This is a genomic window from Clostridium sp. DL1XJH146 (genome assembly GCF_054819755.1).
The window spans coordinates 1-24,721 of sequence record NZ_JBTVVN010000045.1 but is presented as its reverse complement, the minus strand read 5'-3'; the positions used below and the strand labels follow the sequence as shown (position 1 = coordinate 24,721).

At 29.1% G+C, this 24,721-nt stretch carries 18 protein-coding genes, 1 tRNA gene and 1 riboswitch; of the genes, 6 read left to right on the top strand and 13 right to left on the bottom strand.

Translation table 11 applies throughout. The features are described from left to right. Nucleotides 1-29: 29 nt before the first annotated feature. Nucleotides 30-105: transfer RNA gene (locus ACVHXK_RS16020), tRNA-Trp, on the bottom strand. 218 nt (nucleotides 106-323) lie between these two features. On the opposite strand from ACVHXK_RS16020, the gene tsaE reads away from it, so the two are divergent. The 3 genes from tsaE to rimI are packed head-to-tail and all read left to right on the top strand — an operon-like array spanning nucleotide 324 to nucleotide 1,937. Then, nucleotides 324-782, top strand: coding sequence for a tRNA (adenosine(37)-N6)-threonylcarbamoyltransferase complex ATPase subunit type 1 TsaE (gene tsaE, locus ACVHXK_RS16015; RefSeq protein ID WP_461207423.1), 459 nt, complete (start codon nucleotides 324-326; stop codon nucleotides 780-782). Next, a complete protein-coding gene (tsaB, locus tag ACVHXK_RS16010; RefSeq protein WP_461207422.1) occupies nucleotides 779-1,495 on the top strand; it encodes a tRNA (adenosine(37)-N6)-threonylcarbamoyltransferase complex dimerization subunit type 1 TsaB in 717 nt (238 codons plus the stop codon). Before tsaE ends, tsaB begins: the two co-directional genes overlap by 4 nt. Further along, nucleotides 1,488-1,937 carry a ribosomal protein S18-alanine N-acetyltransferase gene (rimI, locus tag ACVHXK_RS16005; RefSeq protein ID WP_461207421.1) on the top strand — a complete coding sequence of 150 codons (450 nt, stop codon included), beginning with the start codon at nucleotides 1,488-1,490 and terminating at the stop codon, nucleotides 1,935-1,937. The genes tsaB and rimI overlap by 8 nt, the downstream gene beginning before the upstream one ends. Before the next feature lie 319 nt (nucleotides 1,938-2,256). On the opposite strand, the gene ACVHXK_RS16000 is transcribed toward rimI, so the two are convergent. Together ACVHXK_RS16000 and ACVHXK_RS15995 are read right to left on the bottom strand one after the other, a co-directional pair. Further along, nucleotides 2,257-2,889, bottom strand: a complete 633-nt coding sequence (locus tag ACVHXK_RS16000) for an ECF transporter S component (RefSeq protein ID WP_461207420.1) — start codon at nucleotides 2,887-2,889, stop codon at nucleotides 2,257-2,259. A gap of 248 nt (nucleotides 2,890-3,137) precedes the next feature. Then, nucleotides 3,138-3,251, bottom strand: a riboswitch (FMN riboswitch). 178 nt (nucleotides 3,252-3,429) lie between these two features. Then, the gene (locus ACVHXK_RS15995; RefSeq protein ID WP_461207419.1) at nucleotides 3,430-5,604 is read right to left on the bottom strand and encodes a Tex family protein; all 2,175 of its coding nucleotides are present in this window, start codon (nucleotides 5,602-5,604) and stop codon (nucleotides 3,430-3,432) included. A gap of 419 nt (nucleotides 5,605-6,023) precedes the next feature. Here ACVHXK_RS15995 and ACVHXK_RS15990 point away from each other — a divergent pair, with 419 nt between their 5' ends. The 3 genes from ACVHXK_RS15990 to ACVHXK_RS15980 all read left to right on the top strand — a co-directional run bounded on the left by ACVHXK_RS15990 (nucleotide 6,024) and on the right by ACVHXK_RS15980 (nucleotide 8,147). After that, entirely contained in the window at nucleotides 6,024-7,370 is a 1,347-nt protein-coding gene (locus tag ACVHXK_RS15990; RefSeq protein ID WP_461207418.1) for a M28 family metallopeptidase, read from the top strand. 125 nt (nucleotides 7,371-7,495) lie between these two features. Then, nucleotides 7,496-7,789, top strand: coding sequence for a hypothetical protein (locus ACVHXK_RS15985; RefSeq protein WP_461207417.1), 294 nt, complete (start codon nucleotides 7,496-7,498; stop codon nucleotides 7,787-7,789). Nucleotides 7,790-7,841: 52 nt separating this feature from the next. After that, on the top strand, nucleotides 7,842-8,147 hold the full coding sequence (locus tag ACVHXK_RS15980) for a hypothetical protein (protein ID WP_461207416.1): 306 nt from the start codon (nucleotides 7,842-7,844) through the stop codon (nucleotides 8,145-8,147). A 105-nt stretch (nucleotides 8,148-8,252) separates the two neighbouring features. On the opposite strand, the gene ACVHXK_RS15975 is transcribed toward ACVHXK_RS15980, so the two are convergent. From ACVHXK_RS15975 to recD2, 10 genes are all read right to left on the bottom strand, one after another. Then, entirely contained in the window at nucleotides 8,253-9,842 is a 1,590-nt protein-coding gene (locus tag ACVHXK_RS15975; protein WP_461207415.1) for an AAA family ATPase, read from the bottom strand. A gap of 952 nt (nucleotides 9,843-10,794) precedes the next feature. Next, the gene (locus ACVHXK_RS15970) at nucleotides 10,795-11,394 is read right to left on the bottom strand and encodes a TetR/AcrR family transcriptional regulator (RefSeq protein WP_461207414.1); all 600 of its coding nucleotides are present in this window, start codon (nucleotides 11,392-11,394) and stop codon (nucleotides 10,795-10,797) included. A 25-nt stretch (nucleotides 11,395-11,419) separates the two neighbouring features. Further along, the gene (locus ACVHXK_RS15965; protein ID WP_461207413.1) at nucleotides 11,420-14,593 is read right to left on the bottom strand and encodes an efflux RND transporter permease subunit; all 3,174 of its coding nucleotides are present in this window, start codon (nucleotides 14,591-14,593) and stop codon (nucleotides 11,420-11,422) included. A 248-nt stretch (nucleotides 14,594-14,841) separates the two neighbouring features. Continuing rightward, nucleotides 14,842-15,312 carry a hypothetical protein gene (locus ACVHXK_RS15960; protein ID WP_461207412.1) on the bottom strand — a complete coding sequence of 157 codons (471 nt, stop codon included), beginning with the start codon at nucleotides 15,310-15,312 and terminating at the stop codon, nucleotides 14,842-14,844. A 23-nt stretch (nucleotides 15,313-15,335) separates the two neighbouring features. Next, a protein-coding gene (gene prfB, locus ACVHXK_RS15955; protein ID WP_461207411.1) for a peptide chain release factor 2 occupies nucleotides 15,336-16,440 on the bottom strand; the annotation gives its coding sequence in 2 pieces (ribosomal slippage) (nucleotides 15,336-16,364 and nucleotides 16,366-16,440; 1,104 coding nt in all). Nucleotides 16,441-16,835: 395 nt separating this feature from the next. Next, a complete protein-coding gene (gene secA, locus ACVHXK_RS15950) occupies nucleotides 16,836-19,346 on the bottom strand; it encodes a preprotein translocase subunit SecA (RefSeq protein WP_461207410.1) in 2,511 nt (836 codons plus the stop codon). 378 nt (nucleotides 19,347-19,724) lie between these two features. Then, nucleotides 19,725-20,255 (bottom strand): ribosome hibernation-promoting factor, HPF/YfiA family, encoded by a 531-nt coding sequence (gene hpf / locus ACVHXK_RS15945; RefSeq protein ID WP_461207409.1) that lies wholly within the window; start codon nucleotides 20,253-20,255, stop codon nucleotides 19,725-19,727. A 215-nt stretch (nucleotides 20,256-20,470) separates the two neighbouring features. Beyond that, nucleotides 20,471-21,109 (bottom strand): ComF family protein, encoded by a 639-nt coding sequence (locus ACVHXK_RS15940; RefSeq protein WP_461207408.1) that lies wholly within the window; start codon nucleotides 21,107-21,109, stop codon nucleotides 20,471-20,473. A gap of 20 nt (nucleotides 21,110-21,129) precedes the next feature. Next, nucleotides 21,130-22,140, bottom strand: a complete 1,011-nt coding sequence (locus tag ACVHXK_RS15935) for a hypothetical protein (protein ID WP_461207407.1) — start codon at nucleotides 22,138-22,140, stop codon at nucleotides 21,130-21,132. A 19-nt stretch (nucleotides 22,141-22,159) separates the two neighbouring features. Next, nucleotides 22,160-24,367: an SF1B family DNA helicase RecD2 gene (recD2, locus tag ACVHXK_RS15930; protein ID WP_461207406.1), complete on the bottom strand. Its 2,208-nt coding sequence runs from the start codon at nucleotides 24,365-24,367 to the stop codon at nucleotides 22,160-22,162. Between the last annotated feature and the right edge of the window lie 354 nt (nucleotides 24,368-24,721).

The following is a 24,721-nucleotide window of genomic DNA, read 5'->3' as shown; positions in this document are numbered from 1 at the left end:
AGTAATCTTTACGATTACTGGATTTTACATGGCAGGGGCACCAGGACTCGAACCCGGAACCAATGGTTTTGGAGACCACTACTCTACCAATTGAGCCATACCCCTATGCAACGAAACTTATTATATCATATTTTTTTCACCTATGCAAGCGGTTAAATATATTTTCGTATAATTTTTTAATATATTCTATATAATTTTATAACAAAAACATATACAGTCCTTTATTTTTTATTAATGTTAGAGTAAAATACTAAGGGAGTATTAATTGAAAAGATTAATGCACGGTGCACAATGCACAATGCACAATTAAAGGAGTTTTTATTATGGAATTTATAGTAGATAGAGTCGAAAAAACTTTAGATATTGGACTTCAATTAGGTAAACTAGCTAATAAAGGTGATGTATTTTGCCTTATTGGTGATTTAGGAACAGGTAAAACCCATATTACTAAAGGTATAGCTTTAGGTCTTGAAATAGACGAGCACATAACTAGCCCTACCTTTACAATCGTAAATGAATATGAAGGAAGACTTAGATTTAACCATTTTGATGTATATAGAGTCAATGACCCTGATGAAATTGAGGCTATTGGTTTTGATGAATATATTTTTAGTGATGCTGTTAGTGTAGTAGAATGGGCTAATTATATAGAAGATATTTTACCTAAAGAAAGAATAAATATATATCTAGATAAAATTCCCGAACTTGGAGATACTTTTAGAAGAATAAAAATCGAGTATACTAGTGATAGCTATGATTATATAAAGGAGTTAAAATTATGAAGATAATGGCTGTAGATTCCTCAACCGCATCAGCAACTTGTGCAATTGTGGATGAAGGTAAACTATTAGGTGAAGTAATATACAATGATAAAAAACAACATTCTGTAGTACTTATGAATCAGATTGATCTTCTACTTAAGAATTTAAATCTTTCTATAACCGATATTGATGGCTTTGGTGTATCTTTAGGACCTGGTTCATTCACCGGACTTAGAATTGGTATGGCAACCATTAAAGGATTATCACAAGGAACTAACAAGCCTTTAAAAGCTATTTCTTCATTAGATGCACTTGCATATAACCTCGCCTACACCGAAGGTATAATATGTCCAATATTAGATGCCCTAAGAGAAAATGTTTTTACTTGCCTATATAAATTTGAAAATAATAAATTAGTAAGTTTAATGGATGTATCCCATTATAATATAGATGAATTGATAGATTACATAAATACTAACTACACAAAGAAAAAAATAACCTTTATCGGAGATGGAGTTGCTAAATATAAAGATACTTTATCTTCTAAAATGAATAATATATCTTTTGCGCCTATTCATTTAAATACTGTAAGAGCTTCGTCTTTAGCTGAGTTAGCTTTAGAAGAACTAAAAAATGGCAACGAAGATGACTTATTTACAATTTCGCCTATTTACCTTAGAAAATCTCAAGCTGAAAGAGAATATGCGAAAAAACACGGTGAATTAAATGTGTAAACTTGAAATCAAAGAAATAAATCAAGAGTTTGCAGAGGATATTGTTAAAATTAATCACCTATGTTTTAAAGATAAGTGGAGTATAACTACAGTTCACGATGAACTAGATTCTAAATTTACCAAATATTTTGCTGCTTTTTATGATAATATTTTAGTTGGTTACATAGGCCTTTGGCTGATTTTAGATGAAGCCCATATTACAAGTGTAGCAGTTCATCCTGAATTTCGACGACTAAAAATTGGAAGTAAACTTATTCAAAAATCAATAGCTACTACCAATAAGCTAAATATAAATTCATATACTCTAGAAGTAAGATCCAAAAACATGCCTGCAATTAATCTATACAAAAGCTTTGGTTTTAAAGAAGAAGGATTAAGAAAAAATTACTATAAAGATGATGATGCGATAATAATGTGGAAGAGAACTTCATTTGAAAAATAATAAAAGTACTAGGCAAAGCCTAGTACTTTTATTATTTTTCAAATGCAATTTGCAATGTTCAATTTACAATTATTGATGATTTTCTTCCCTTTGGTCAGAAAATCTTTATTTTAAATTTAAAATCTAAAATATCTAAACAAGGCAGTATCTGAATATATGTACTTACAAATTCAGATACTGCCTCTCTTATTTTTTTATTGTTTTATTGTTTTAATTAATTAAAAGATTTTGCCCCAGCAAAATCATCCACAATTGTGCATTGTGTATTGTACATTGTGCATTGCTCTTATATTGTGCATTGCTCTTATATTGTGCATTTCTATTTTACTACTGCTTTTTTCTTTTTCTGAGTTACAAGTTCTTCACTTTGAAGATATCCTGAAACTGACTTGTAAACTGGGAATGTTATAGCTGCTACAATTACGCCTTTAACTAAATTAAATGGTAGTATTGAAAGAATAATCAAATCTTTCAAATCATTAATATTAGGATTTATTGCTGTACCCATAGCAACAAAGGCATCTACTGGCATTTTAAATACAATTGCATATAAAGGTAAAAATACATAATAATTCAATATCGAAGCTGCAACAGACATTACAACTGCCCCTACAAACAATCCAATAATTGCACTTTTCTTAGTTTTCTTAACCTTATAAATATATCCTGCAGTTAGTACTAAAATAGATCCTACAAGAAAGTTTGCAAGTTCTCCTACAAATCCACTTGATGTTCCTTTTAATACAAGTATTAGAATATTTTTTAATAGTTCAATAATAACTCCAGCTACTGGTCCTAATGCAAATGCTCCTATCAAAGCTGGCATATCACCAATATCAATTTTTAAAAACGATGGAAATATCGGTAACGGAACATCGATAAACATTAATAAAAAAGCCATAACAGATAATAATGAAATTTTTACAAGTCTTGCTAATTTTAAATCTCTCATAATTTGTACCCTCCTAGTTTTTCTTCAAGTTAAGATAAACTTTACATAAACTGAATTCATACTTATCCAAATTCTCAATAAATTTATGAGTTTTAAATATATACAAATTTATAGTTTAAATAATTTATCTAAATATTAAGAAGGACGGTGTATATATCACTTTTTCACAATTTTTTATTAATTTTATCTTTTTAAAATAAAAAAGTCCTGATGAAAAACACCAGGACATAATTGCGAAAAGCAATTATCTATACATTCTTCCATCCAGACTTTACTGTCGGTCTTGGAATCTCACCAAGTCAACCCTAAGGTTCGCGGACTATAACCGCCGGTCGGGAATTTCACCCTGCCCTGAAGTAATAAATAACTTTTATTTAATTATATATGTATTATAGCACCCTGTATTTATAATTGCAAGCCTTCTTTGTAAAATCTAATTTGCAATTTGCAGTGTGCAATGTTCAATTATTAATTCAAAGATTTTGCGTAGCAAAATCAACATCAATTGCAAATTGCCAATTGCAAATTGCACATTATAAGTTAATAAGTTTCATTATTAACATCTTTCATAGAAAGTGAAATTCTATTTCTCTTTTCATCTACACTCAAAATGCTTACCTGAACAATATCTCCAACATTTACAATATCAAGAGGATGTTTTACATATCTATCAGCTAACTGACTAATATGTACAAGTCCATCTTGGTGAACTCCAATATCAACAAAGGCACCAAAATCAGCAACATTTCTTACTGTACCAGTCAAAACCATACCTGGCTTTAATTGATTTATTTCAATTACTCCCTTTTTAAGTATTGGCTTTGGTAAATCTTCTCTTGGGTCTCTACCTGGTTTCATTAATTCTTTAATAATATCTTGAAGAGTTGGAACACCTACAACTAGTTTTTCTGCTATATTTTCAATTCCTTCAACTTCTGCTTTTTTACTTATCCCCATTATCTCTTTTTCACCAATTTGACTTTCTTCATATCCTAAAGTATTTAAAAGAGATTTTGCAGCTTCATATGATTCAGGATGGACAGAAGTATTATCAAGTAATTCTTTACTTTCAGGTACCCTTAAAAACCCAGCACATTGCTCGTATGCTTTTGGTCCAAGTCTTTTTACCTTCAAAATCTCTTTTCTATTTTTAAACTTACCCTTTTCTTCTCTATAAGCAACTATATTATCTGCTATTGCAGAAGAAATCCCTGAAATATATTGAAGTAATGACGGTGTTGCTGTATTTAAATCTACACCAACAGAGTTAACTGCATCCTCTACTACCCCTGTCAATGATTCATCTAACTTTTTCTGTGTAACATCATGTTGGTATTGTCCTACCCCTATAGATTTTGGATCAATTTTAACAAGCTCTGCAAGAGGGTCTTGTAATCTTCTTGCTATAGAAATAGCCCCTCTTATAGATACATCTAGATTAGGATATTCTTTCGTCGCTAATTTAGATGCTGAATAAACTGAAGCTCCTGCCTCTGATACAATAACATATGAAATATCCATATTTTTTTCTTTTTTAATTTCTGAAATCATTTTAGCAATTATTTCTTCTGATTCTCTAGAAGCTGTTCCATTTCCTAAAGAAATAACCTCTACATTATGCTTATATATAAGTTCTTTCATTCTCTTAACTGAACCTTCTACGTCATTTTGTGGCGCTGTAGCGTATATTGTAGCGAAATCTAATAGCTTACCTGTTTCATCAAGAACTGCTATTTTACATCCTGTTCTAAAACCAGGGTCATAGCCCATTACAACCTTTCCTTTAATAGGTGGTTGCATTAATAAGGCTTTAAGGTTAGCTTTGAATATCCCAATAGCCCCTTCTTCTCCTCTATCACTTAATTCTCCTCTTATTTCTCTTTCTATAGAAGGATAAATTAATCTTTTTAAAGAATCAGTAGCTGCTTCTTCTATGTATTTATCCGTTATTTCATTACCTTTTTTACAATTTGTAATAAGATAATTTAATATTTTATCCATATCATCAATTACTTTTGCTGATAATACCTTCTCTTTTTCACCTCTATTAATAGCTAGTATTCTATGTGAAGGGATTTTTGCTACAGCTTCTTCATATTCATAATACATCTCATATGGAGTTGGTTCATCGCTGCTCCCTGATGAAGTTATCTTACCTGTTCTATTTACAAAATCTCTTATCCATTTTCTAAAGGTAGCTTCATCAGAAATAATTTCTGCAATTATGTCTTTTGCCCCCTTTAAAGCTTCCTCTACTGAATTTACTTCTTTTTCTTCGTTAATAAATTCTATCGCAAATTCTTCTATATTTCCCTGGAAATCACCTTGCCAAATGGCTTCTGCTAATGGTTTTAACCCTTTTTCTACAGCAATAGTGGCTCTTGTTCTCTTCTTTTGCTTATAAGGTCTATATAAATCCTCTACTTCTGTCATAATTTCAGCTTTTTCAATCTTAAGCTTCAATTCTTCTGTCAATTTACCCTGTTCATCAATTATTCTAATTACATCTTCTTTTCTAGCCTTAAGATTTTTTAAATATGTAAGTCTTTCATATAAATTTCTTAAAATTTCGTCATCAAGCTTCCCTGTTTTTTCTTTTCTGTATCTTGCTATAAAAGGAATAGTATTTCCTTCGTCTAAAAGTTCTATAACATTTTTAATTTGCCAAGCTTCAACATTAAATTCAACTACTAGTTTTTTTATTATTAAATCCATTTTATCCACATCCTTATAAATAATTTGCCTTTCCTATTTTATACCAAATAGCACTAAATGTCCAATAACATACTCATAACTATAGTTCTTGATACATAGAATTATTATAAAGAAAAAGAAAATGCAAAGAACAAATACAAAATACAAAATACAAAATGCACAATGCACAATTTACAATGCACAATTGTTGATGGTTTTCTTCCCTTTGGTCAGAAAATCTTTAATTTATAAAACAATTAAAACATTAACTCCATTTGATTTTAATTAATCTCTAAAATAATTAAAGAAATTTTTTAGCTCGCTAAAAAATTTCATCCTTAATTGTGCATTGTGCATTGTGCATTGTGCATTAATATTATTACATAATCAATATCATTAATATAAATATTTTCCTATTAAAAACCCAAAGGAGTTTTTCTATGATTAATCAATTTAAAAGAATAATAATATGTTTTATACTTTTTATGTTAAGCTTCAGTTATATAGCTAAACTTAGTATAAAACCTTTCGATACCAATTCTGTATTAAATAATATTGAATATCTTTCATCTGATTATTTTAATGGCAGGCTAGCGGGCAGTATAGAAAATAGAGAAGTACAAAAATTCCTTGAACTACAATTTGAGGACAAAGGTTTACTTCCCTTTCATGAAAGTTATAATCAATCTTTTTTAGTAAAATACCCTGTAAAAGTCGATGGAGAACCAAATTTATCTGTACAAAATTCAAGTTGTGAAACAATTAAGACATACGAATATTGTGAAGATTATAAAGAGGATATGCTTAGTTTTAGAAAAAACGAATTCCAATTAGACAAAAATAATAAAATGTACATACAGGATACAAATATACAATTCAAAAAAGATATGGATTATTTTCTTATCCACTCTTTAGAAAATGACAAATTAAATTTTCGTTCATCATTCATAGCTTCTTCTGACTTTAGTATGTGCATAATGGTTACTTCTAAAACTTTAGAAGAATTAAAATCTTATATAACAGGTGGGTATTCTATAAAATGTAATATACCCTATAATGTTTCCGATACAGAAGTTTCTAATGTTATTGGTATGATAGAGGGTTCTAATAGTAATTTAGCTCCATTAATTTTAACAGCCCATTTTGATCATGTTGGCTCTGATTTAAATAATAATGTGTACAACGGAGCCCTCGATAACGCCTCTGGAACGTCCTTCCTTCTTGAGCTTGCTGATGTGATTAAAAGCTACGGAAAACCAGAAAGGGATATTATCTTTGTAGGTTTCAATGCAGAAGAATTTGGTTGTATAGGTTCAGATAAATTTGTCACAAAATATTTAGATGAAATCAAAAATGGAAAAGCTATAAATTTCGATATGATAGGAGGTAGCAAAGGAACTCCTCTTGGAATTATGGCATTACAAAGTGATACTGATAGAACCCCATTTATAAGTTCGACTATAGATGCTTGTAATGAAATGGATATACCCTACTTATTTCTAGCCCAAAACTCATCAGATCACATAGCTTTTAGACAAAATAGTATCGACGCTTATACTTTCTGTGATAGCGATATGAGCAAAATCCATACACCTGATGACGATGTAGAATATATAAACCCTGATTCAATCCAGAGGTGTTTTAATATAACCTCTGAGGAAGTTATAAACTTCGCTTTTGGGGGGAATCCATTTATTTTTTACTATAATGATATATTCTATACTTCAGCATTAGCTTTAAGTTTAATTTTAGTTTTATTAGTTATAATAAAAAAATCAAACAGATAACAAATATTAAAGCCATTTAATTAAACTTCTATAATGTTTGTTTAATCAATTGGCTTTTGCTATTGAAGTATTTACAAAATTTATAGTCTTTGATACTATAGTATTTAAAAGAAGGTGTCTCAAAGATGACTAATATTTTTTATACAATATTCCCAATGTTATTGTCATTAACATTGAGTCAGACTATTTTCTCAAAAGTTGATGAAAAACATAATATCACAGACAAAATAAGTTCAAAACTATCTATAAAAAAAGAAAACAAAGCATCCTTTTGTTCTTTTATTACCTTGATAATTATAGCAATACTGGGTTTACTAAATATTTTTCTCTTCCAAATTCCTACTATAATGTTTTTTATATTAGTTGGGATTTTAGGTGGCCTTGGTATTAGTATAACTAACAAGATGAGGACTAAATAATTATTACATACAATACTATAATTTATTATTAAAAGAAAGGCGGTGCAAAAAAATGACTAGTTTACTGGAAACAATTATACCTTTTTTCGTTTCATTAATGATAACTCAAATTATTTACATAAAAGCTGATAAAAAGTATAACTTAACAAAAAAAATCAGTGCAAAATTACCAATAAAACAAAAATGGCAAGCATCCTTCTTTATATTCATAACATTACTAATTATATTATTACTAGGTATCCTAAGTTTAGATGTTCTTAAAGTTCCTAGAATATTATTCTACATTATCGTTGGAATTATAGGTGGTACAGGTAATGGTATCTCAGGTAATATTAAACTTAATAAAAAACAAAAATAGCTTTCTTCAAACAAAGCAGCTCCTATTGAGCTGCTTTTAAATAAGTTATTTATGATAAATTCCACCATCAAATGTATTGACAATACCTTTTGCTTGAGCTTTTCATTAACAAAACACCTGAACTATTCTTTTTTCTTTCCCTTTAATCTCAATAATTTCTTCCCTTGCTTCTTTAACCAAATTCTTTTCTTTCCTAAAATCAAATATCAACAAGTATCCTTCATCAAGTCCATATTGATCTAAATATTCCCCAAGTTGCATAAGCCCTCTTTTATGATATTTTTCTCCATACCATTTTTTAAGCTCTATTATGTACATTTTATCTTCATAAGTAAGTACTATATCAAATCGTCTCTCTTCTGCTCCTTGTACTTCTTTAAAAGCAAAGCCTTTTCCATTAATTATTGGACTTATAAAGGCTAAAAAAACAAGTCGAGCATCTGCTTCAAGAAAATCCATACGCTTTTTTGAGCGTTCATGCTTCATAAATTCTTGGAATTTCACAAGGATTTTTTTAACATCTAAAGTTCCGTCCTCATTTATAAAGAATGATTTAAAATTATACTGAGACATTACACTATTTTTATCTTTTCTTACTACTTTTATCATCATATGTTGATAAAGAAGTTGTTCATATATTTTATTGTGAACTTTGCACACATTATCTTCATTCTTTAATATTCCATATATTGTGCCTATATTAATTATTTTATCGCTATTAACATAAATCATATTTTCTCCATCTAATATTATTCTTTCTACAAAACTATAAAGTTCCTTGTTATTCTCAATATTTTTTATAAGGGAATCAAAGTTTGTATTGCTCTGATTTAATAGTAATTTAACAGCCCTATCCATATATTCTTTTTCCCAAACCAAATCATCTTTAATCATTATTTTATCATCTATTATTTTACATAGTTTACTCACTAAAAATGGATACCCCGATGTATAATAATAAAGTCTATTTGAAAAATACTCTTTATCTAGCTTTACATCTGTGTTTTCAACATAATCATCCAACATGGTCTTTATTTCTACAGGTGAAAAGCTCATATCTACTTCAAAATCAGTAGCTATATTCCAAGGACTATTGTACTTTTCTTCTTCGCCAGGTCTCAACTTTAATTTCAAACTCTTTACATCGTGTACTCCGGCTAAAATTACTGAATGAAAAGTATAATCTAACCCTCTATTTCTTAATAAATATTTATTTCTAAGCATAGCTAAAAAATCTAAAAACAATTGATTGTTACTACTTTTATCAACTTCATCTATCATTAATATAATTTTTTTATTATAATTAGAACATAAATCTGTAATAAATTTATCAGTATCTTTTAAACCAGCTACCTCTTTTTCTTCAATTAATTGAGTAATAAAATCTAGTTTCTTAAAAAAAGCGTATCTCTCTATTTGATTAATAAATCCTTGAATAAAAGTCTCTTCCTTCTTATAACTTTCAGTACTAATTCCTTCAAAGCTAATTGATATAATCAAATATTCTTCACTGTCTTGAAGCTCTCTCTCTATCATATAAAAGGAAGTTGTTTTCCCATATTGCCTTGGTCTATTTATAGTAAAGTATTTACCTTTTCTTATCAGTTCCATAACATTCTCTAATTTATTTTTTGTATCTACCATATAATGCATTTCTGGTATACAGGTCCCTGTTACATTGAATTCCTTATCCATATCATTCACCTCTTAAATAATATTTTACCATAAATGCTAGATTGTTAAACATTTTTATGAACTCTTGATAGAGCTAGTTTGTTTATTCTTATTGAAATATTTACAGTATCTACTATATTTGATCATATAGTAATTAAGCTATATATTTACCAAACTAAGTTAGAAAGGATTGATTACTATGCAATATGTATTTATAGGAATTTTATTCGTTATTCTAGGATTAGTTACATTAATATTTAATAAATATCCATCAATGAATAGATACTATACACGACTTGAGCGAAAGTATATTATTATAGATAAAAGAAAAATGATTATACTTGACAGCATATTTTATATTTTATCCGGAATTTTATTAATATTAGGGGGTATTTTTTACTCGAATAAAATGAAAGATTCTGTGCTAATTACAATTTTAACTTTAATAATGGTATTAATAATATATATTATTATTAGAAGAAAATTATTGCAGAAGCGATATTAACACTCATAAAGGAGAATCCTAATGCCTGAATTTTTTGCTATTACAACTTGGTTACTTGCGATTATATTCGTCATTCTGCTGCAATTACTTGTTGATGCTAAAAATAAAACAATAAAAAAACTGCTTATTATAATAGTCGTAATATTAATTCCAATTATTTCTGTATTTTTCATACTAATGAGATGTACTTTACATCTTATATTTTCATAAATATAAAGCTTTATTATTTTTACAAATTAAGGAGGTACTATTATAAACAGTTCCAAAAGAATAATTAAATGTATTGATATTGTTAATATTCTCAAAAACATGAGAATGCTTCTAAGAGTAATCGTATTTTTTTTCATAAGTGGTTTAGTAATCGGACTAGCTCTATACTTCAAAACTCATTAATAAAGTACATCATAATAAATTATATATTTACGAACAAAAATCGACCGGTACCTATAACCGATCGATTTATATAACTTATTCTAAAATCTTAACTACTAAATCATACAATTTATTTATAAACTCTTCTTCTGTCATTTCTTCTGAAAAAGAACCTTTATTTGAAAATTGAATAATTTCCGAGAACAATAGATTATTTGCTGCCATCATATTAAAAGGTTGTATTTTTTTAGATAAAATATCTTCTACTAAACCTTTATCAATAATTGCCGAAAAACCTTCTAGGTATTTCATTTTCATAAATTGAACTTGCTGAAAAATTTCCATTTTCAAATTATTATCAGCCATACTCCCAATATTATATGAAAAGAAAAGAGCATAAACACAATTATTTTCTTTCATAATTTCTAATATTTTTCTAATATGATAAATTAAATCTTCCTTAAAACATAATCCTTCTATTTTATCATCTAGTAAGATTCTATCTGATATATCTTGCATTAAATATTTAAGTGACTCCACGAGTATCTCATCCTTACTCTTAAAATACTCGTAAACCGTCCCTTTTCCTATACCTGCTTTTTGGGCAATATCCGCAATTTTAATACTTGAATTTACTCCATTTTCATTTACAAGCTCTAACACTGCTTCAAATATTGCTTTTTTCTTACTCTTCATAATCAAAACAGCTCCCTTTTTCCAGTTATTTTCTTCTTAATTTATAAAATCCTTTATACATAACTGGTACAACAACAAGGGTAAGAATAGTTGCGTAGATTAATCCTCCTATAGCTGTTATAGCCATTGGTTGCATCATTTCAGAACCTTCACCTACTCCGATAGCCATTGTAACTAAAGCTAAAATGGTAGTTAGCGCTGTCATTATAATAGGTCTAAGTCTTGTATTACCAGCTTCAACAATAGCTTCTTGAAGTGGTTTACCTTCTCCTACTAATTGATTAATATAATCCACAAGAACTATACCATTGTTTACTACTATCCCCGCAAGAATAATCAATCCAACAAAAGAGATCATACTTATAGGCGTATTTGTCATTAGTAAGGCTAAGAACCCACCTGTAAATGCTAAAGGAATACTGAACATTACAATCAATGGGAAAATAAGTGATTGGAATTGCGATGCCATAATCATATAGATTAATACAAGAGCTAATAATAAAGCTTTCATAAGGTCACCCATTGACTTTTCAATGTCCGCTGTTTCACCTTTAAATTCAACAGTATATCCTTCTGGCACCTCATACTCAGCTATTTTATTTTCTATCTCAGCTCCTACCAATTTAACATTGTAACCATCCTCAATAGCTGAAGTTATTGTTATCGCTCTACTTTGATTATCTCTATTAATTTTAGCAAAACCTGATTGAGTATCAATTTTAGCTATATCTTCTATTTTTACTAATTCCTCAGAAATTGGAGATTCTAGTTCTAAATTTTTTATTGTCTCAATGTCAATTACTACTTCTTCCTTCTCTGTTCCATAAACATAAATATCTCTTTCTAATCCATTAACTGATAATGTAGAAGTTTTATCTTCTGCTCCTATGAGTTCTCTAACTTGTGCAAAAACCTGTGCTGTAGTTAATCCCTTTTCAATACTCTTCTCTCTATCTATTTCTATTTTAAGTTCTGGAGAAGTTTTACTAACTCCACTATCAATTTCTGTTGTTCCTTCTTCTTTTTCAACTATGCTAGTTATATCAAGTGCAATTTTTTCAAGAGTATCTAATTCTGCTCCTTTTATTTCAATTGAAATACCTGAACTAGCCATTGCAGACAAATCCATTGCCTGTTCACTAACAACAACTTCATAGCCAAGTTCATCTGTTTTTTCTCTTATATCTTGAGCTATTTCCTTAGTTGTCTTTTGTCTATCATCATCTAGCAAAATATTAATTGTAGCAGCATTACTACCACCGCCAGTAAATAATGCCTGAACACTTGCTTCTTCGCTTAAGTAGTAACTAACATTTTCAACGCCAGCTATATCAGCTATAGACTCACTTACCTCATCAACAGCCTCAGCAGTTTTTTTAAATTCTGTTCCTTTTGGCATATTAACTTGCACGCTTATTTGCCCTTGATCAGACTCTGGGAATAATTCTGCTCCATTTGAATATGCACCATATATACTTGCTCCAAACAAAACAAAAACTACTAGCATTACTAAAATTCCATGTTTAAGTGAAAATTTAAGTGCTTTTGTATATCCAATTTTTACTTTATCTAAAACTTTGTGTTCTCTTTCTTTTTGAGGTTTTGACATCATTTTAGATGCCATCATAGGTACTAATGAAAGAGCAATTACCAAACTAGCAATTAATGAAAATGTTATAGTTAAAGCCATTTCCATAAATATCTGTGCTGTAAAACCTTCCATAAATACTACCGGTATAAATACTGATATAGTTGTAAGTGTTGATGCAACTATTGCACCCGCTACTTGAGTTGATCCCTTTAATGCTGCCTCTACAGCCCCTACTCCATCATTTCTCATTCTGTATATATTTTCTATTACAACAATAGAGTTATCTACAAGCATCCCTATTCCTAAGGCCAAACCACCCATAGAAATAATATTCAAAGATATTCCTGCAAAATACATCATAATAAATGCTGTCATTACACTAATTGGAATTGCAAGTGCAATTATAAATGTAGGTTTTAAATCTCTTAAGAATAAAATCAAAACAATAATCGCAAGTAATGCACCATAAAGAAGATTGTTTGTAATTGATTTTATTGACATATCAATATATTCCGCTTGATTCATAAGCATTACAGATTCTGAACCTTCATATTCATCCAATATTTTTGCAATTTCATCTTCTACTGCATGAGCAACTTCTGTTGTAACTGCATTATTTTGTTTTTGAATAGAAATCATAATGGAATCTTCGCCATTTACTTTCGCATAAGAGTTTTCACTTGCATTTATAATCTCTATATCAGCAACATCTTCTATTGTTGCTGTCATTAATTCTGTAGACAAAATAGGTAATTCTTCTATTGCTTCAACGTCTTCTAATTTATCTCCAGTCCTTACAAGATAATCCGTTCCTTCATCCTTAATATAACCTGCTGGCATATTGAAATTTTGTCCTTTTAATACACCTGAAACCATCTCTTTAGTTATTTCTATTTCTGGGAATGGAATCTCAGTTGGTGACATAGTTTCTGCCATTTCTTCTGACATACCTTGCGCTACAGCAGCTTCTATAAACTGCTCTTTTGCTTTTTCTAACGCTAATTTTTTCATGTCTTCATTAACTTTTTTTATCTTATCTTCATTTAAGCTTATTCTTATTTCTTCTTCAGCATCACCCATTAATGAAACTGATGCAACACCAGGAATTCTTTCAATTCTAGGTAAAATCGTATCTACCCAAGTACTAGTCTCTGCTGTGTTTTTACCTTCTAATGCCATAGAAAAATTCATAATAGGCATCATATCTGGATTAACCTTTATAACCATAGGATTTCCAACTTCCTCTGGCATATAAGAAGTTACCATATCTAGATTCTCTCTCATTTCTATTAAAGCTGAATCCATATTAGCATCTTCATTAAATTCTAAAATAACCATAGACATATTTTCTTGAGATACTGACTGTATATTTTCAATATTACTTACAGTAGCCATTGAATTTTCTATTGATTTTGTAACTATAAGTTCAACCTCTTCAGGACTTGCCCCTATATAAGTTGTTGAAACAACTGCATATGGTAAATTAAAACTTGGTAATAATGCGGTAGTCGTATTTATAAGTGATACAACCCCTAATATTATAACAATTAATACTGCCATAATTATTGTGACTGGTTTCTTAACACTGTATTCCGATATTTTGCTCATATAATTATTGCTCCTCATTTTTGTTTTTCGACCGAACAGTCGGTCAGTAGTATTCTATCACTATTCATTAATTATAGTCAATAAATGTAGTCCTATACATATAATTTTTAAGAAATTTTTAATAATTAACTAAATTTGTTCATTACAATTATATTAACCCCATTTATAATTCACAATATAAAACGATAATCGTTATACAAAATCTAATGATTATCGTTCTTTTAACATTTTTGTTGAACTAAATAAGCTTAGTGATTATTTACAAATGTAAAACTATCTATAATATTCTCTCTTACATCTTTATTTTTTAAAAGCCTATACGCTCTTCCACCATGTTCATTCCTGTTTACTGAATAAACTAATTGATTAAATTCATTTAATTTCTCTTCTATATTTGTAAACTGTAAAATTATCTTATCATCGAGGTCATCAAATGTAATAATTCTATCTAGATATATTTGTAATTCATTTAAATTATCTGATTCTCCACAGAAGCGTGATAAAGTTATTAATTTGCCTTGATATACTTCAAACCTTTCAGGAGTTAACGTCTCCTTTTCATACTCGTATACAATTGACTCTAAAGTTAATTGTATCTCAACTAATGTTATTGTATCTAGATTTCCTTTTTCCGCTATATATTTTTGATGTTGAAATACCAAAAGCCCTAATAAGATTATTATGATAAATAAACTAATTTTTAAATTCCATTTATTCATAATATCGCTCCTTAAAATCTTTTCTACTTAGAAGAATATCTAAGATATTCTTTCATAAACATATCAATCTCCCCATCCATCACTGCATTAACATTACCTGTTTCTGCATTAGTTCTATGGTCTTTAACCATATTATATGGATGAAATACATAGGATCTGATTTGGCTTCCCCAACCATTGTCCATTAGGTCACCAGTTAAATCTTCTATTCTTTCTTTATGTTGTCTTTCTTTCAATTCAGCAAGTTTTGCCTTAAGCATATTTAAAGCTGTATCTTTATTATGATGTTGACTTCTTTGGGTTTGACATTGAACTACTATGCCAGTTGGAATATGGGTAATCCTTACTGCTGAGTCAGTTTTATTAATATGCTGGCCTCCAGCACCTGAAGCTCTATAAGTATCTATTTTTAAATCGTCCTGTTTAATTTCTATATCTTGGCTTTCTGTAAGCTCGGGTAAAATCTCCACTGACGCAAAAGAAGTTTGTCTTTTACCATTTGCATTAAAAGGTGAAATTCTAACCAATCTATGGATTCCCTTTTCGCTTTTTAGATATCCATAGGCAAATTCTCCTTCAATCTTCAATGAACAACTTTTTACTCCCGCATCATCACCTGGCAAAAAGTCTAAAGTAGAAACTGAATATCCTTGATTAGCTGCCCATCTTGTATACATTCTTATAAGCATTTCAGTCCAATCTTGAGCATCTGTTCCACCTGCCCCAGCATGAAAAGTTATTATAGCATTATTTTTATCATAATCACCAGATAATAATAATTGAATCTTAAAATCACTTAATTCTTTTTCTAATTCCTGCAGTCCTGTCTTAATATCATCAAAGTAGGAAGCATCCTCTTCTTCTTTAGATAATTCTATCATAACTTCAATTTCTTCAAATTTGTCTTTTGTATTGTTAAAGTTTAGCAATCTATCCTTAAGACCCTTAGATTCTTGACTTACTATCTGAGCTTTTTCTATATCGTCCCAAAAATTAGGCCCTTGCATTTTCATATCAAGTTCACTTATTCTAAGCTTCAATCCTACTATGTCAAAGTGAAACACTCACTTCATATAAATCTTTTCTCAATTCCGCAAGCTTCTCTAAAAACACATCAAGCTGCATCATATTATCACACCCTTTTTGTCTTAATAATTATACTTTTATTCTTTATAAATAGTTTTTATTATAATATATAGTTTTAGTTTCTTTAATTAATGCACAATGCACGATGCACAATGCACAATTAAGGAGGATTTTCTTCCCTTTGGTCAGAAAATCTTTAATTAATTCAAAGATTCTCAACTTAAAGTCGAGAATCTTTCTTCATTGCAAACTACAAACAACTAATTATATTTCAAATCTCTTACTCTACACAATATATTTTAAAACTCTCTCATATTAATCTTAATTTCAATACTTTAATACTTTACTCTTTTAATCTTTTAATCTTTTAATCTTTTAATCTTTTAATCTTTTAATCTTTTAATTGTGCATTGTGAATTGTGCATTGTGCATTGATACTATGCGTTTCTTCCACAACACTGCTTATATTTCTTTCCACTTCCACAAGGACATGGATCATTTCTACCTATTTTTTCTTCTGTTCTTTTTTTAGGCTCTTTTTTTGTAGTTCCATCTGTTTGGTTAGTTGAAGTTTCTTTAGCTACTCTTTCTCTCTTTGGAGCTTCTCCTCTTATTTGAACATGGAATAAGTATTTAACTGTATCTAATTTAATACTATAAATCATAGCATCAAACATTTCACTTCCTTCAAACTGATAAGCTTGAACTGGGTCTTGTTGTCTATATGCACGAAGTCCAATTCCTCTTTTCAAATGTCCCATATCATCAATATGAGCCATCCATTTAGTATCAACAACTTTAAGCAGTATTACCCTTTCAACTTCTCTCATTTGTTCAGGTGTATATTGAGTTTCTTTTTGACTATATACTTTAATTGCTGTATTAAAGAACTTATCTTTAATTGCATCTATTTCCAAATCTTTTATATCATCATATTTTACCATATTTCTAGGTATACATATTTCTTCCAAATAAGCTATTAACTTATTTAAGTCTTCTTCTTTAGTTTCAAGAATTCCGGAATAATGTGAGCCTACAGTTGTAAATATTACTTCTTGAATCATATCTTCTACTTGCTGTTTCAAATCTGTTCCTTCAAGTACAGAAGACCTTTGATTGTAAATAATTTCTCTTTGCTGGTTCATTACATCATCATATTGAAGTACATTTTTTCTTATATCAAAGTTATTTCCTTCTACTTTTTTCTGTGCATTTTCTATTGCATTACTAACCATCTTACTCTCTATTGCATCATCTTCAGTAAATCCTAATTTATCAACCATTCCCATAAATCTTTCAGGAGCAAATATTCTCATAAGGTCGTCTTCTAAAGAAACATAAAATCTTGAATATCCAAGGTCTCCTTGACGACCTGAACGCCCTCTTAATTGATTATCTATACGTCTTGATTCATGTCTTTCAGTACCAATAACCTTTAATCCACCAAGTGCTTTAACTTCGTCATTAAGTTTAATATCCGTACCACGACCTGCCATATTAGTAGCAATAATTACATTTCCTTTTTCACCTGCATGAGATATAATTTCCGCTTCTTGTTCATGATATTTAGCATTCAAGACACTATGTGGGATACCCTTTTTCTTAAGCATACTTGACAATTTTTCAGAGTTTTCAATACTTATAGTACCTACTAAAGCAGGTTGCCCTTTTTTATGAGTTTCAGATATTTCTTCTACTATAGCTCTAAATTTACCCTTTTCAGATTTATAAACAAGATCAGATGCATCTTCTCTTGCAATTGGTTCATTTGTTGGTACTACAATTACATCTAATCCATATATTTCTCTGAATTCTTCTTCCTCTGTTGCCGCAGTACCTGTCATTCCTGATAATTTTGTGTACATTCTAAAGTAATTTTGGAAAGTTATAGTGGCTAAAGTTTTGGATTCTTTTCTGATTTCAACATTTTCCTTAGCTTCTATTGCTTGATGAAGACCATCGCTATATCTTCTTCCTTCCATAAGTCTTCCTGTAAATTCATCTACGATTATAACTTCTCCATCTTTCATCATATAATCTATATCTTTTTTCATCATGAAATTACCTTTTAGCGCTTGCACTACATGATGTTGTATTTCCATATTTTTAGCATCCGCATAGTTATCTACATGAAAATATTTTTCTGCTTTTTCTATACCCGTCTCTGTTAAAATTACAGAATTAGTTTTTTCATCCTTAGTAATATCCTCTTCTGCAAGTGTTTTTGCAAAATAATCTGCAACCTTATATAAATCTGTGGATTTACTTCCCGCACCAGAAATAATAAGTGGTGTTCTAGCTTCGTCAATTAAAATAGAGTCAACTTCATCGACAATACAAAAATTAAGTTCCTTTTGAACTCTTTCTTCTTTATAAATAACCATATTATCTCTTAAGTAATCAAATCCAAATTCATTATTTGTTCCATATGTTATGTCACTATTATATGCGTCTCTTCTCTCATCTTTTGTTAATCCATGGATTATAACACCAGTCTTAAGTCCAAGGAACTCATAAAGTTCTCCCATTTCCTCAGCATCTCTACTAGCTAAATAATCATTTACTGTAATAATATGTACTCCTTTTTCTTCTAATGCGTTAAGATAAGCAGCTAAAGTTGCTACTAGTGTTTTACCTTCACCAGTTTTCATTTCTGCAATTCTACCTTGATGAAGCACAATTCCACCCATAAGCTGAACATCATAATGTCTTAGCCCAAGTGTTCTTACAGAAGCCTCTCTTACAACGGCAAATGCTTCTTCCAATATATTTTCTAAAGTTTCTCCCTTTTTAAGTCTTTCTTTAAATTCATCTGTTTTTAATCTTAGATCAGAATCTGAAAGTTTTTTCATTTCACTTTCTAGAGAATTAATTTTATTTATAGTTCCCTCTAATTTTTTTAATTCTCTACCACTATAGCTTCCAAATAGTTTCTCAAATAGTTTCATTATATCGACCTCTCCATATTTTTTCTGCTTTTAACTATACTTTCTCATTATACCACCAATAAAATTACCCTTCAATAAAAAAGAACCTTTCATAAGCCTTTGTTTATGAAATATATGTAAATTTTATTCTACAATAAATACATAATTATATTTACCAAGACAACTTCAACCTTAATTTGCAATTTTCAATGTGCAATTTGCAATTAATGATAATTTTCTCCTTTCGTCGTGAATCTTTAATGTTAAATCAAGATGCAAAAAAAGAGAGCCTCCGCTCTCTTATATATAAATCCAAAGATTTTGTGAAACAAAATCAACCTTAATTGCAAATTTCTAATTGACAATTGACAATTGCACATTGAAAGTTACTCGTCTCAATTAAAATTCTGGTTCAATCAATCCATAGTTTCCATCTTTTCTTTTATATAAAACATTTACCTCATCTGTATCAGCATTCATATAAACAAAGAAATTATGACCTAACAATTCCATTTGAAGGATTGCTTCTTCATTTACCATTGGTTTCATGGCAAATCTTTTTGTTCTAACTATCTTTCCATCTTCTTCTTCCTCTGGTTTCACATTAGTAAAACTTTGATATCTTAATGAATCATCTATATATCTTCTTCTTTCTAGTTTAGTTTTTTGCTTTCTTACTTGTCTTACCAATTTATCTGTAATAATATCTAAAGCTACATACATATCCTCATTTGATTCTTCTACTCTTAATATAACACCATTAAAAGGAATAGTTACTTCTAGTATATGTCTATTTTTTTGAACTCCAAGGGTCACATTAGCTTCTATTTCAGGTTTAAAGTATTTATCTAGTTTCGATAACTTCCTGTCTACCGCATCTCTAAGCCCTTCTGTTATTGCTATGTTTTTACCTATCACTGTTGTTTTCATAAAGTCAGCCCCTCTCGCTTAAGTACTTAAATTTTTATTTATGTTCCTATTTTAATATTAAATAAACCTAATAACAAACCTCAGAAATAGGGTAAATTAAAGGTTTTAATTAACCTATATCCACATATACTTATTTACTCTCTAAATCAGCCTTTTAATAGTCACAATCTTCTGTGAAATTTTTGGGTAAATATGCTATAATAGAAATGTAGGGTCTAAAGTCTACCCCTAGCAGCAGTTAATACTATAACTTCACTCGCTCCCATTTCAAACAATTTCTCTGCACAATAAAAACTAGTGGCTCCAGTGGTTATAACATCATCAATTATAATTACCCTTTTATTCTTAACAATTTCAAAATCCATATTTTCTTTTATTGCAAAAGATTTTTTTATGTTTTCCCATCTTTCTGCTTTACCTAGCCCAATCTGATCCTTTTTTATATCTATCCTTTCTAATAAACTCGTAGCTTTTATTCCTAACTTCTTAGATATAGCTTTTGCTAAAAGTTCACTTTGATTAAAACCTCTTTTTTTTCTGCTTTCTTTTGTAGCTGGCACAAAAGTTATCAAATCAAATTCCAATCCAAAATTTTTAATAGTATTTATACAATATATCTGAATAACTTCTATAACATTAAAGCTCGAATAGAACTTTAATAAAGTTACTAATTCCTTCATTACTCCAGAATAATAACAAGCACTATAACAATAAATTTCAATACCATGCAAGTCTATAACAAAAGGTTCTTTGCAATAATAAACTTTATTAAAACAACGATTGCAAATACACAAATCTTCTGTTTCACTACCACAAATAACGCACTCTGAACTACCAAAATATATCAAATTCAAAAAGCAATCTAAATAATATTTTAAACTTTTAGCAACTTCATATCCCATACTGATTTATTTAAGTTTCTTATAATACTTTTAGCTTTATCAATTTCTAAGTTATCACTTTTTGCCAAAAGCACTACTTCACCTTTATTTCCTTTCTCTTTATTGCTTACCCTACCACACATATATACTATATCCTTATAATTAATATTTCTACTATTAGCATTCAAAACCATGATATTAATATTATCAATATTAAAGCAATCTTCTCTAAATCTATTGGTTACAAGTATAGCCTTTTCCATTTTTTCAAATTTACTATTATTTTGAAAAATATTAAAACAACTAACTACTCTACTCTTATCTTTGAAATAATTTCTAAGATAGTTTTTCACATCTGAAATATTTTCTTTATGAGGTACATAAACAATAACCTTGTTATTCATCTCTAAAGACCAGTTAATATGCTCATAAGCTAATTGTGGTATATCTGTTTTCAAGTTTATCTTTGTTTTAAAAAAAATTGGTTCAATTAAGATATTTCCATTATCTTTTAAAGGAAATACGATTTCACGTGAATACTTAAATATCTTTTCAAAATGATAAGCTATTATTTTACCTTTTTTATTTATTAGATTCAATAAATTCAGTGCCATATTTTCATTATTAACATCAATAAAACTTCTTATACAATTAAAAATAATCAAATCATATTTATCCTTTAATCTGCTCATTTTTTCAATATTGCATACATTAAAATTAGATAAATTTTGTTTTTGTTCTCCATTCAAAAACGGACAATTTTCATAGGTCACATATTTTTTAATAGAAATTAGTATATCATTTTCTTTTATATTCTCATTTGTTACATAAAGAATATTTTTCTTTTCGCTTATAGCGTAAAGAACTGTCTTAAGCAAAATATAAGAAGAATTATATGGAGGAGAAATTACATTTAAAAATCTTTCATTTCCTTTACTCCACATATAAATTTTTTCACTGACTTGATGTGTTTTTTTACTGATCTCTGTTTTTAATAAATCCATAAAATAATCACCATATCCCCTAATCGAATGCATTAATTGTACTTTTAATCCTATAGCAAAGTCCACTGTATCTTTCAATAATATTATTATTTTTAATCATAAAATGTAAAGCTTTTTTCTCACCAACCAAAATAACCATTTTCTTAGCTCTAGTTATTCCCGTATAAAGAAGATTTTTATTCATAAGCATTGGTGGGCCCATAAACATAGGCATAACCACAATAGGGAATTCACTTCCCTGGCTTTTATGAATAGTCATTGCATAGGCAAGTTCTAGTTCATCAACAAAAACATTCTCATAAATAACCTTTCTGTCATCATCAAACAAAATAGTAACACTATCATCGTTTATCTCTTTAATGTATCCAATATCTCCATTGAATACTCCTACACCCTCATCCTCAAAATCAACTGATTTCCACTTTAAAGAGTAATTATTTTTTATCTGCATTACTTTGTCCCCTTCTCTAAAAAGGGTGTTTCTAAATTCTTTTTCTCTTTTTTCTTGGCTTTTAGGATTCAATATTTCTTGAAGCCTTAAATTTAAATTATTTGTTCCAAGTATGCCTTTTCTCATAGGCGTTAGTATTTGAATATCTTTTATTTTATCTATATCTTTTTTAAAAGTAGGCAGTCTTTTTATTACTAAGTCTAAAATAGTCTGCAAAGTATTATCATGGCCTTCTCCATTTAAGAAGAAAAAATCAGTGTCTTTTGTATTCATTAATGGAATTTCACTACTATTAATTTTATGAGCATTAACAACAATCATACTTTCTTTAGCTTGCCTAAATATTTCTGTTAACTTAACAACCTTCACACTTTCACTATGAATAATATCACTAAGTACATTACCCGGACCTACTGAAGGTAATTGATCTGCATCCCCCACAATTATTAATCTAGTTCCTTTTGAAAGTGCTTTAAGAAGATCTTTCATTAATAAAATATCTATCATAGAAGCTTCATCTACTATCAAAACATCACATTGAAGTGGATCTTCATCGCCTTTAACGAACTCGTAGCTTTCTTCATTTTTAAATCCAATTTCCAATAGTCTATGTATAGTTTTAGCTTCTTTGCTAGTGGCCTCACTCATTCTTTTTGCTGCTCTACCTGTAGGCGCTGCCATAAAAACTGTCATACTAGCATTTTCAAATATTTCAGTAATACATTTTATTATGGTAGTTTTACCTGTACCAGGTCCGCCTGTTATGACTTCAACCCCATTTTTGAATGCACCCGTAATTGCCTCCCTCTGAATAGGCGCAAATTCTATACTATTGTGTTCTTCAAAATCTTTTATTTCTTGTTCTATATTTATTTCTATATCTTCATATTCATCTGTTGCTAATGTAAGCATTTTTAATGTAACCGCAATCTCACTATGTAGAAATGGAATTGAAAAAACCGCTTCTTCTCCATCGATATTCTCAATTTTTATTTTACCTATAGATGCAGTCTCAATAATATTTTTATATACTAAATCCCTATCTACTTGAAGTATACTTGCTGCTTCTTCTATTAATATTTCAAGTGGAACATAAGTATTCCCTTTTAAGCAAAATTGATTAATTGAAAAAAGAATTCCACTTTGTATCCTAAACGTTGATTCCGCGTCAATCCCCAAGTTTCTAGCTATTTTGTCTGCGGTTTTGAAGCCAATACGGGATATATCTTCAATTAAAATATATGGATTTTCCTTTACTTGATTAACAGCTTCTGACCCATACTTTTTATGTATTTTAACACATTGATTCACTGATAATCCGTAGGTTTGAAAGAATATCATTATATTTCTAATTTCTGATTGCTGTGAATATGAATCCGCAATTTTCTGTGCTTTCTTCTTGCCTATTCCTTCTATTTCTTTTATCTTATTTATGTCAGTATCCATTATCTCAAGAGTTTTTTCTCCAAAATGCTTAACTATTTTTTTTGCTGTAACAGGTCCAATGCCAGCTATAATTCCAGAAGATAAATATTTTTCTATACTCTCTTCTGTACTTGGAAGAATTTGCTCACAAGATTTCACCTTAAACTGTTCTCCAAACTGTGGATGCACAAACCATTCACCGCTTATCTTTAAGTCTATTCCTTCCTGAATAAAGGGTATAATTCCTGTTACAGTAACCAAATCTTTATCATAATGAATTTTTGCTACTGTATACCCATTTTCTTCATTTTGGAAAATAACACTGTCTACTTTCCCTTTGATTTCAGACATCCCATCGCTCCTACTTAAAATAAAATATTTGCTCAACTCTATAATTCTGATTTCATCATCCCTATTCTATCATTATAAAACAAATAAGCTAATTTTCAAAATTTATTATTCACTTATTTCATATTATTTCCATTAGATTATTTTTTATTATATTTTTGTAGTAAATATACTCCATCTTTTTGTGTTTTAAAAGATTCTTATATTATTCTCCTGTATACTATAAATAAAAAAATAATCGTAATTTTGTAACATTTTAATTCATTTCTGTACTTATATTTAGGTGATTGTAAAATTACAAATATAAAAACTGTGGATAACTTTTGAATTTTCAAAGAAATTGTGAAAAAAAAGAGC

Excerpts from the sequence above, each read along its gene's own strand:
- tsaE (WP_461207423.1), top strand. The coding sequence starts at position 324 with ATGGAATTTATAGTAGATAGAGTCGAAAAAACTTTAGATATTGGACTT.
- tsaB (WP_461207422.1), top strand. The coding sequence starts at position 779 with ATGAAGATAATGGCTGTAGATTCCTCAACCGCATCAGCAACTTGTGCA.
- rimI (WP_461207421.1), top strand. The coding sequence starts at position 1,488 with ATGTGTAAACTTGAAATCAAAGAAATAAATCAAGAGTTTGCAGAGGAT.
- ACVHXK_RS16000 (WP_461207420.1), bottom strand. The coding sequence starts at position 2,889 with ATGAGAGATTTAAAATTAGCAAGACTTGTAAAAATTTCATTATTATCT.
- ACVHXK_RS15995 (WP_461207419.1), bottom strand. The coding sequence starts at position 5,604 with ATGGATTTAATAATAAAAAAACTAGTAGTTGAATTTAATGTTGAAGCT.
- ACVHXK_RS15990 (WP_461207418.1), top strand. The coding sequence starts at position 6,024 with ATGATTAATCAATTTAAAAGAATAATAATATGTTTTATACTTTTTATG.
- ACVHXK_RS15985 (WP_461207417.1), top strand. The coding sequence starts at position 7,496 with ATGACTAATATTTTTTATACAATATTCCCAATGTTATTGTCATTAACA.
- ACVHXK_RS15980 (WP_461207416.1), top strand. The coding sequence starts at position 7,842 with ATGACTAGTTTACTGGAAACAATTATACCTTTTTTCGTTTCATTAATG.
- ACVHXK_RS15975 (WP_461207415.1), bottom strand. The coding sequence starts at position 9,842 with ATGGATAAGGAATTCAATGTAACAGGGACCTGTATACCAGAAATGCAT.
- ACVHXK_RS15970 (WP_461207414.1), bottom strand. The coding sequence starts at position 11,394 with ATGAAGAGTAAGAAAAAAGCAATATTTGAAGCAGTGTTAGAGCTTGTA.
- ACVHXK_RS15965 (WP_461207413.1), bottom strand. The coding sequence starts at position 14,593 with ATGAGCAAAATATCGGAATACAGTGTTAAGAAACCAGTCACAATAATT.
- ACVHXK_RS15960 (WP_461207412.1), bottom strand. The coding sequence starts at position 15,312 with ATGAATAAATGGAATTTAAAAATTAGTTTATTTATCATAATAATCTTA.
- secA (WP_461207410.1), bottom strand. The coding sequence starts at position 19,346 with ATGAAACTATTTGAGAAACTATTTGGAAGCTATAGTGGTAGAGAATTA.
- hpf (WP_461207409.1), bottom strand. The coding sequence starts at position 20,255 with ATGAAAACAACAGTGATAGGTAAAAACATAGCAATAACAGAAGGGCTT.
- ACVHXK_RS15935 (WP_461207407.1), bottom strand. The coding sequence starts at position 22,140 with ATGGATTTATTAAAAACAGAGATCAGTAAAAAAACACATCAAGTCAGT.
- recD2 (WP_461207406.1), bottom strand. The coding sequence starts at position 24,367 with ATGTCTGAAATCAAAGGGAAAGTAGACAGTGTTATTTTCCAAAATGAA.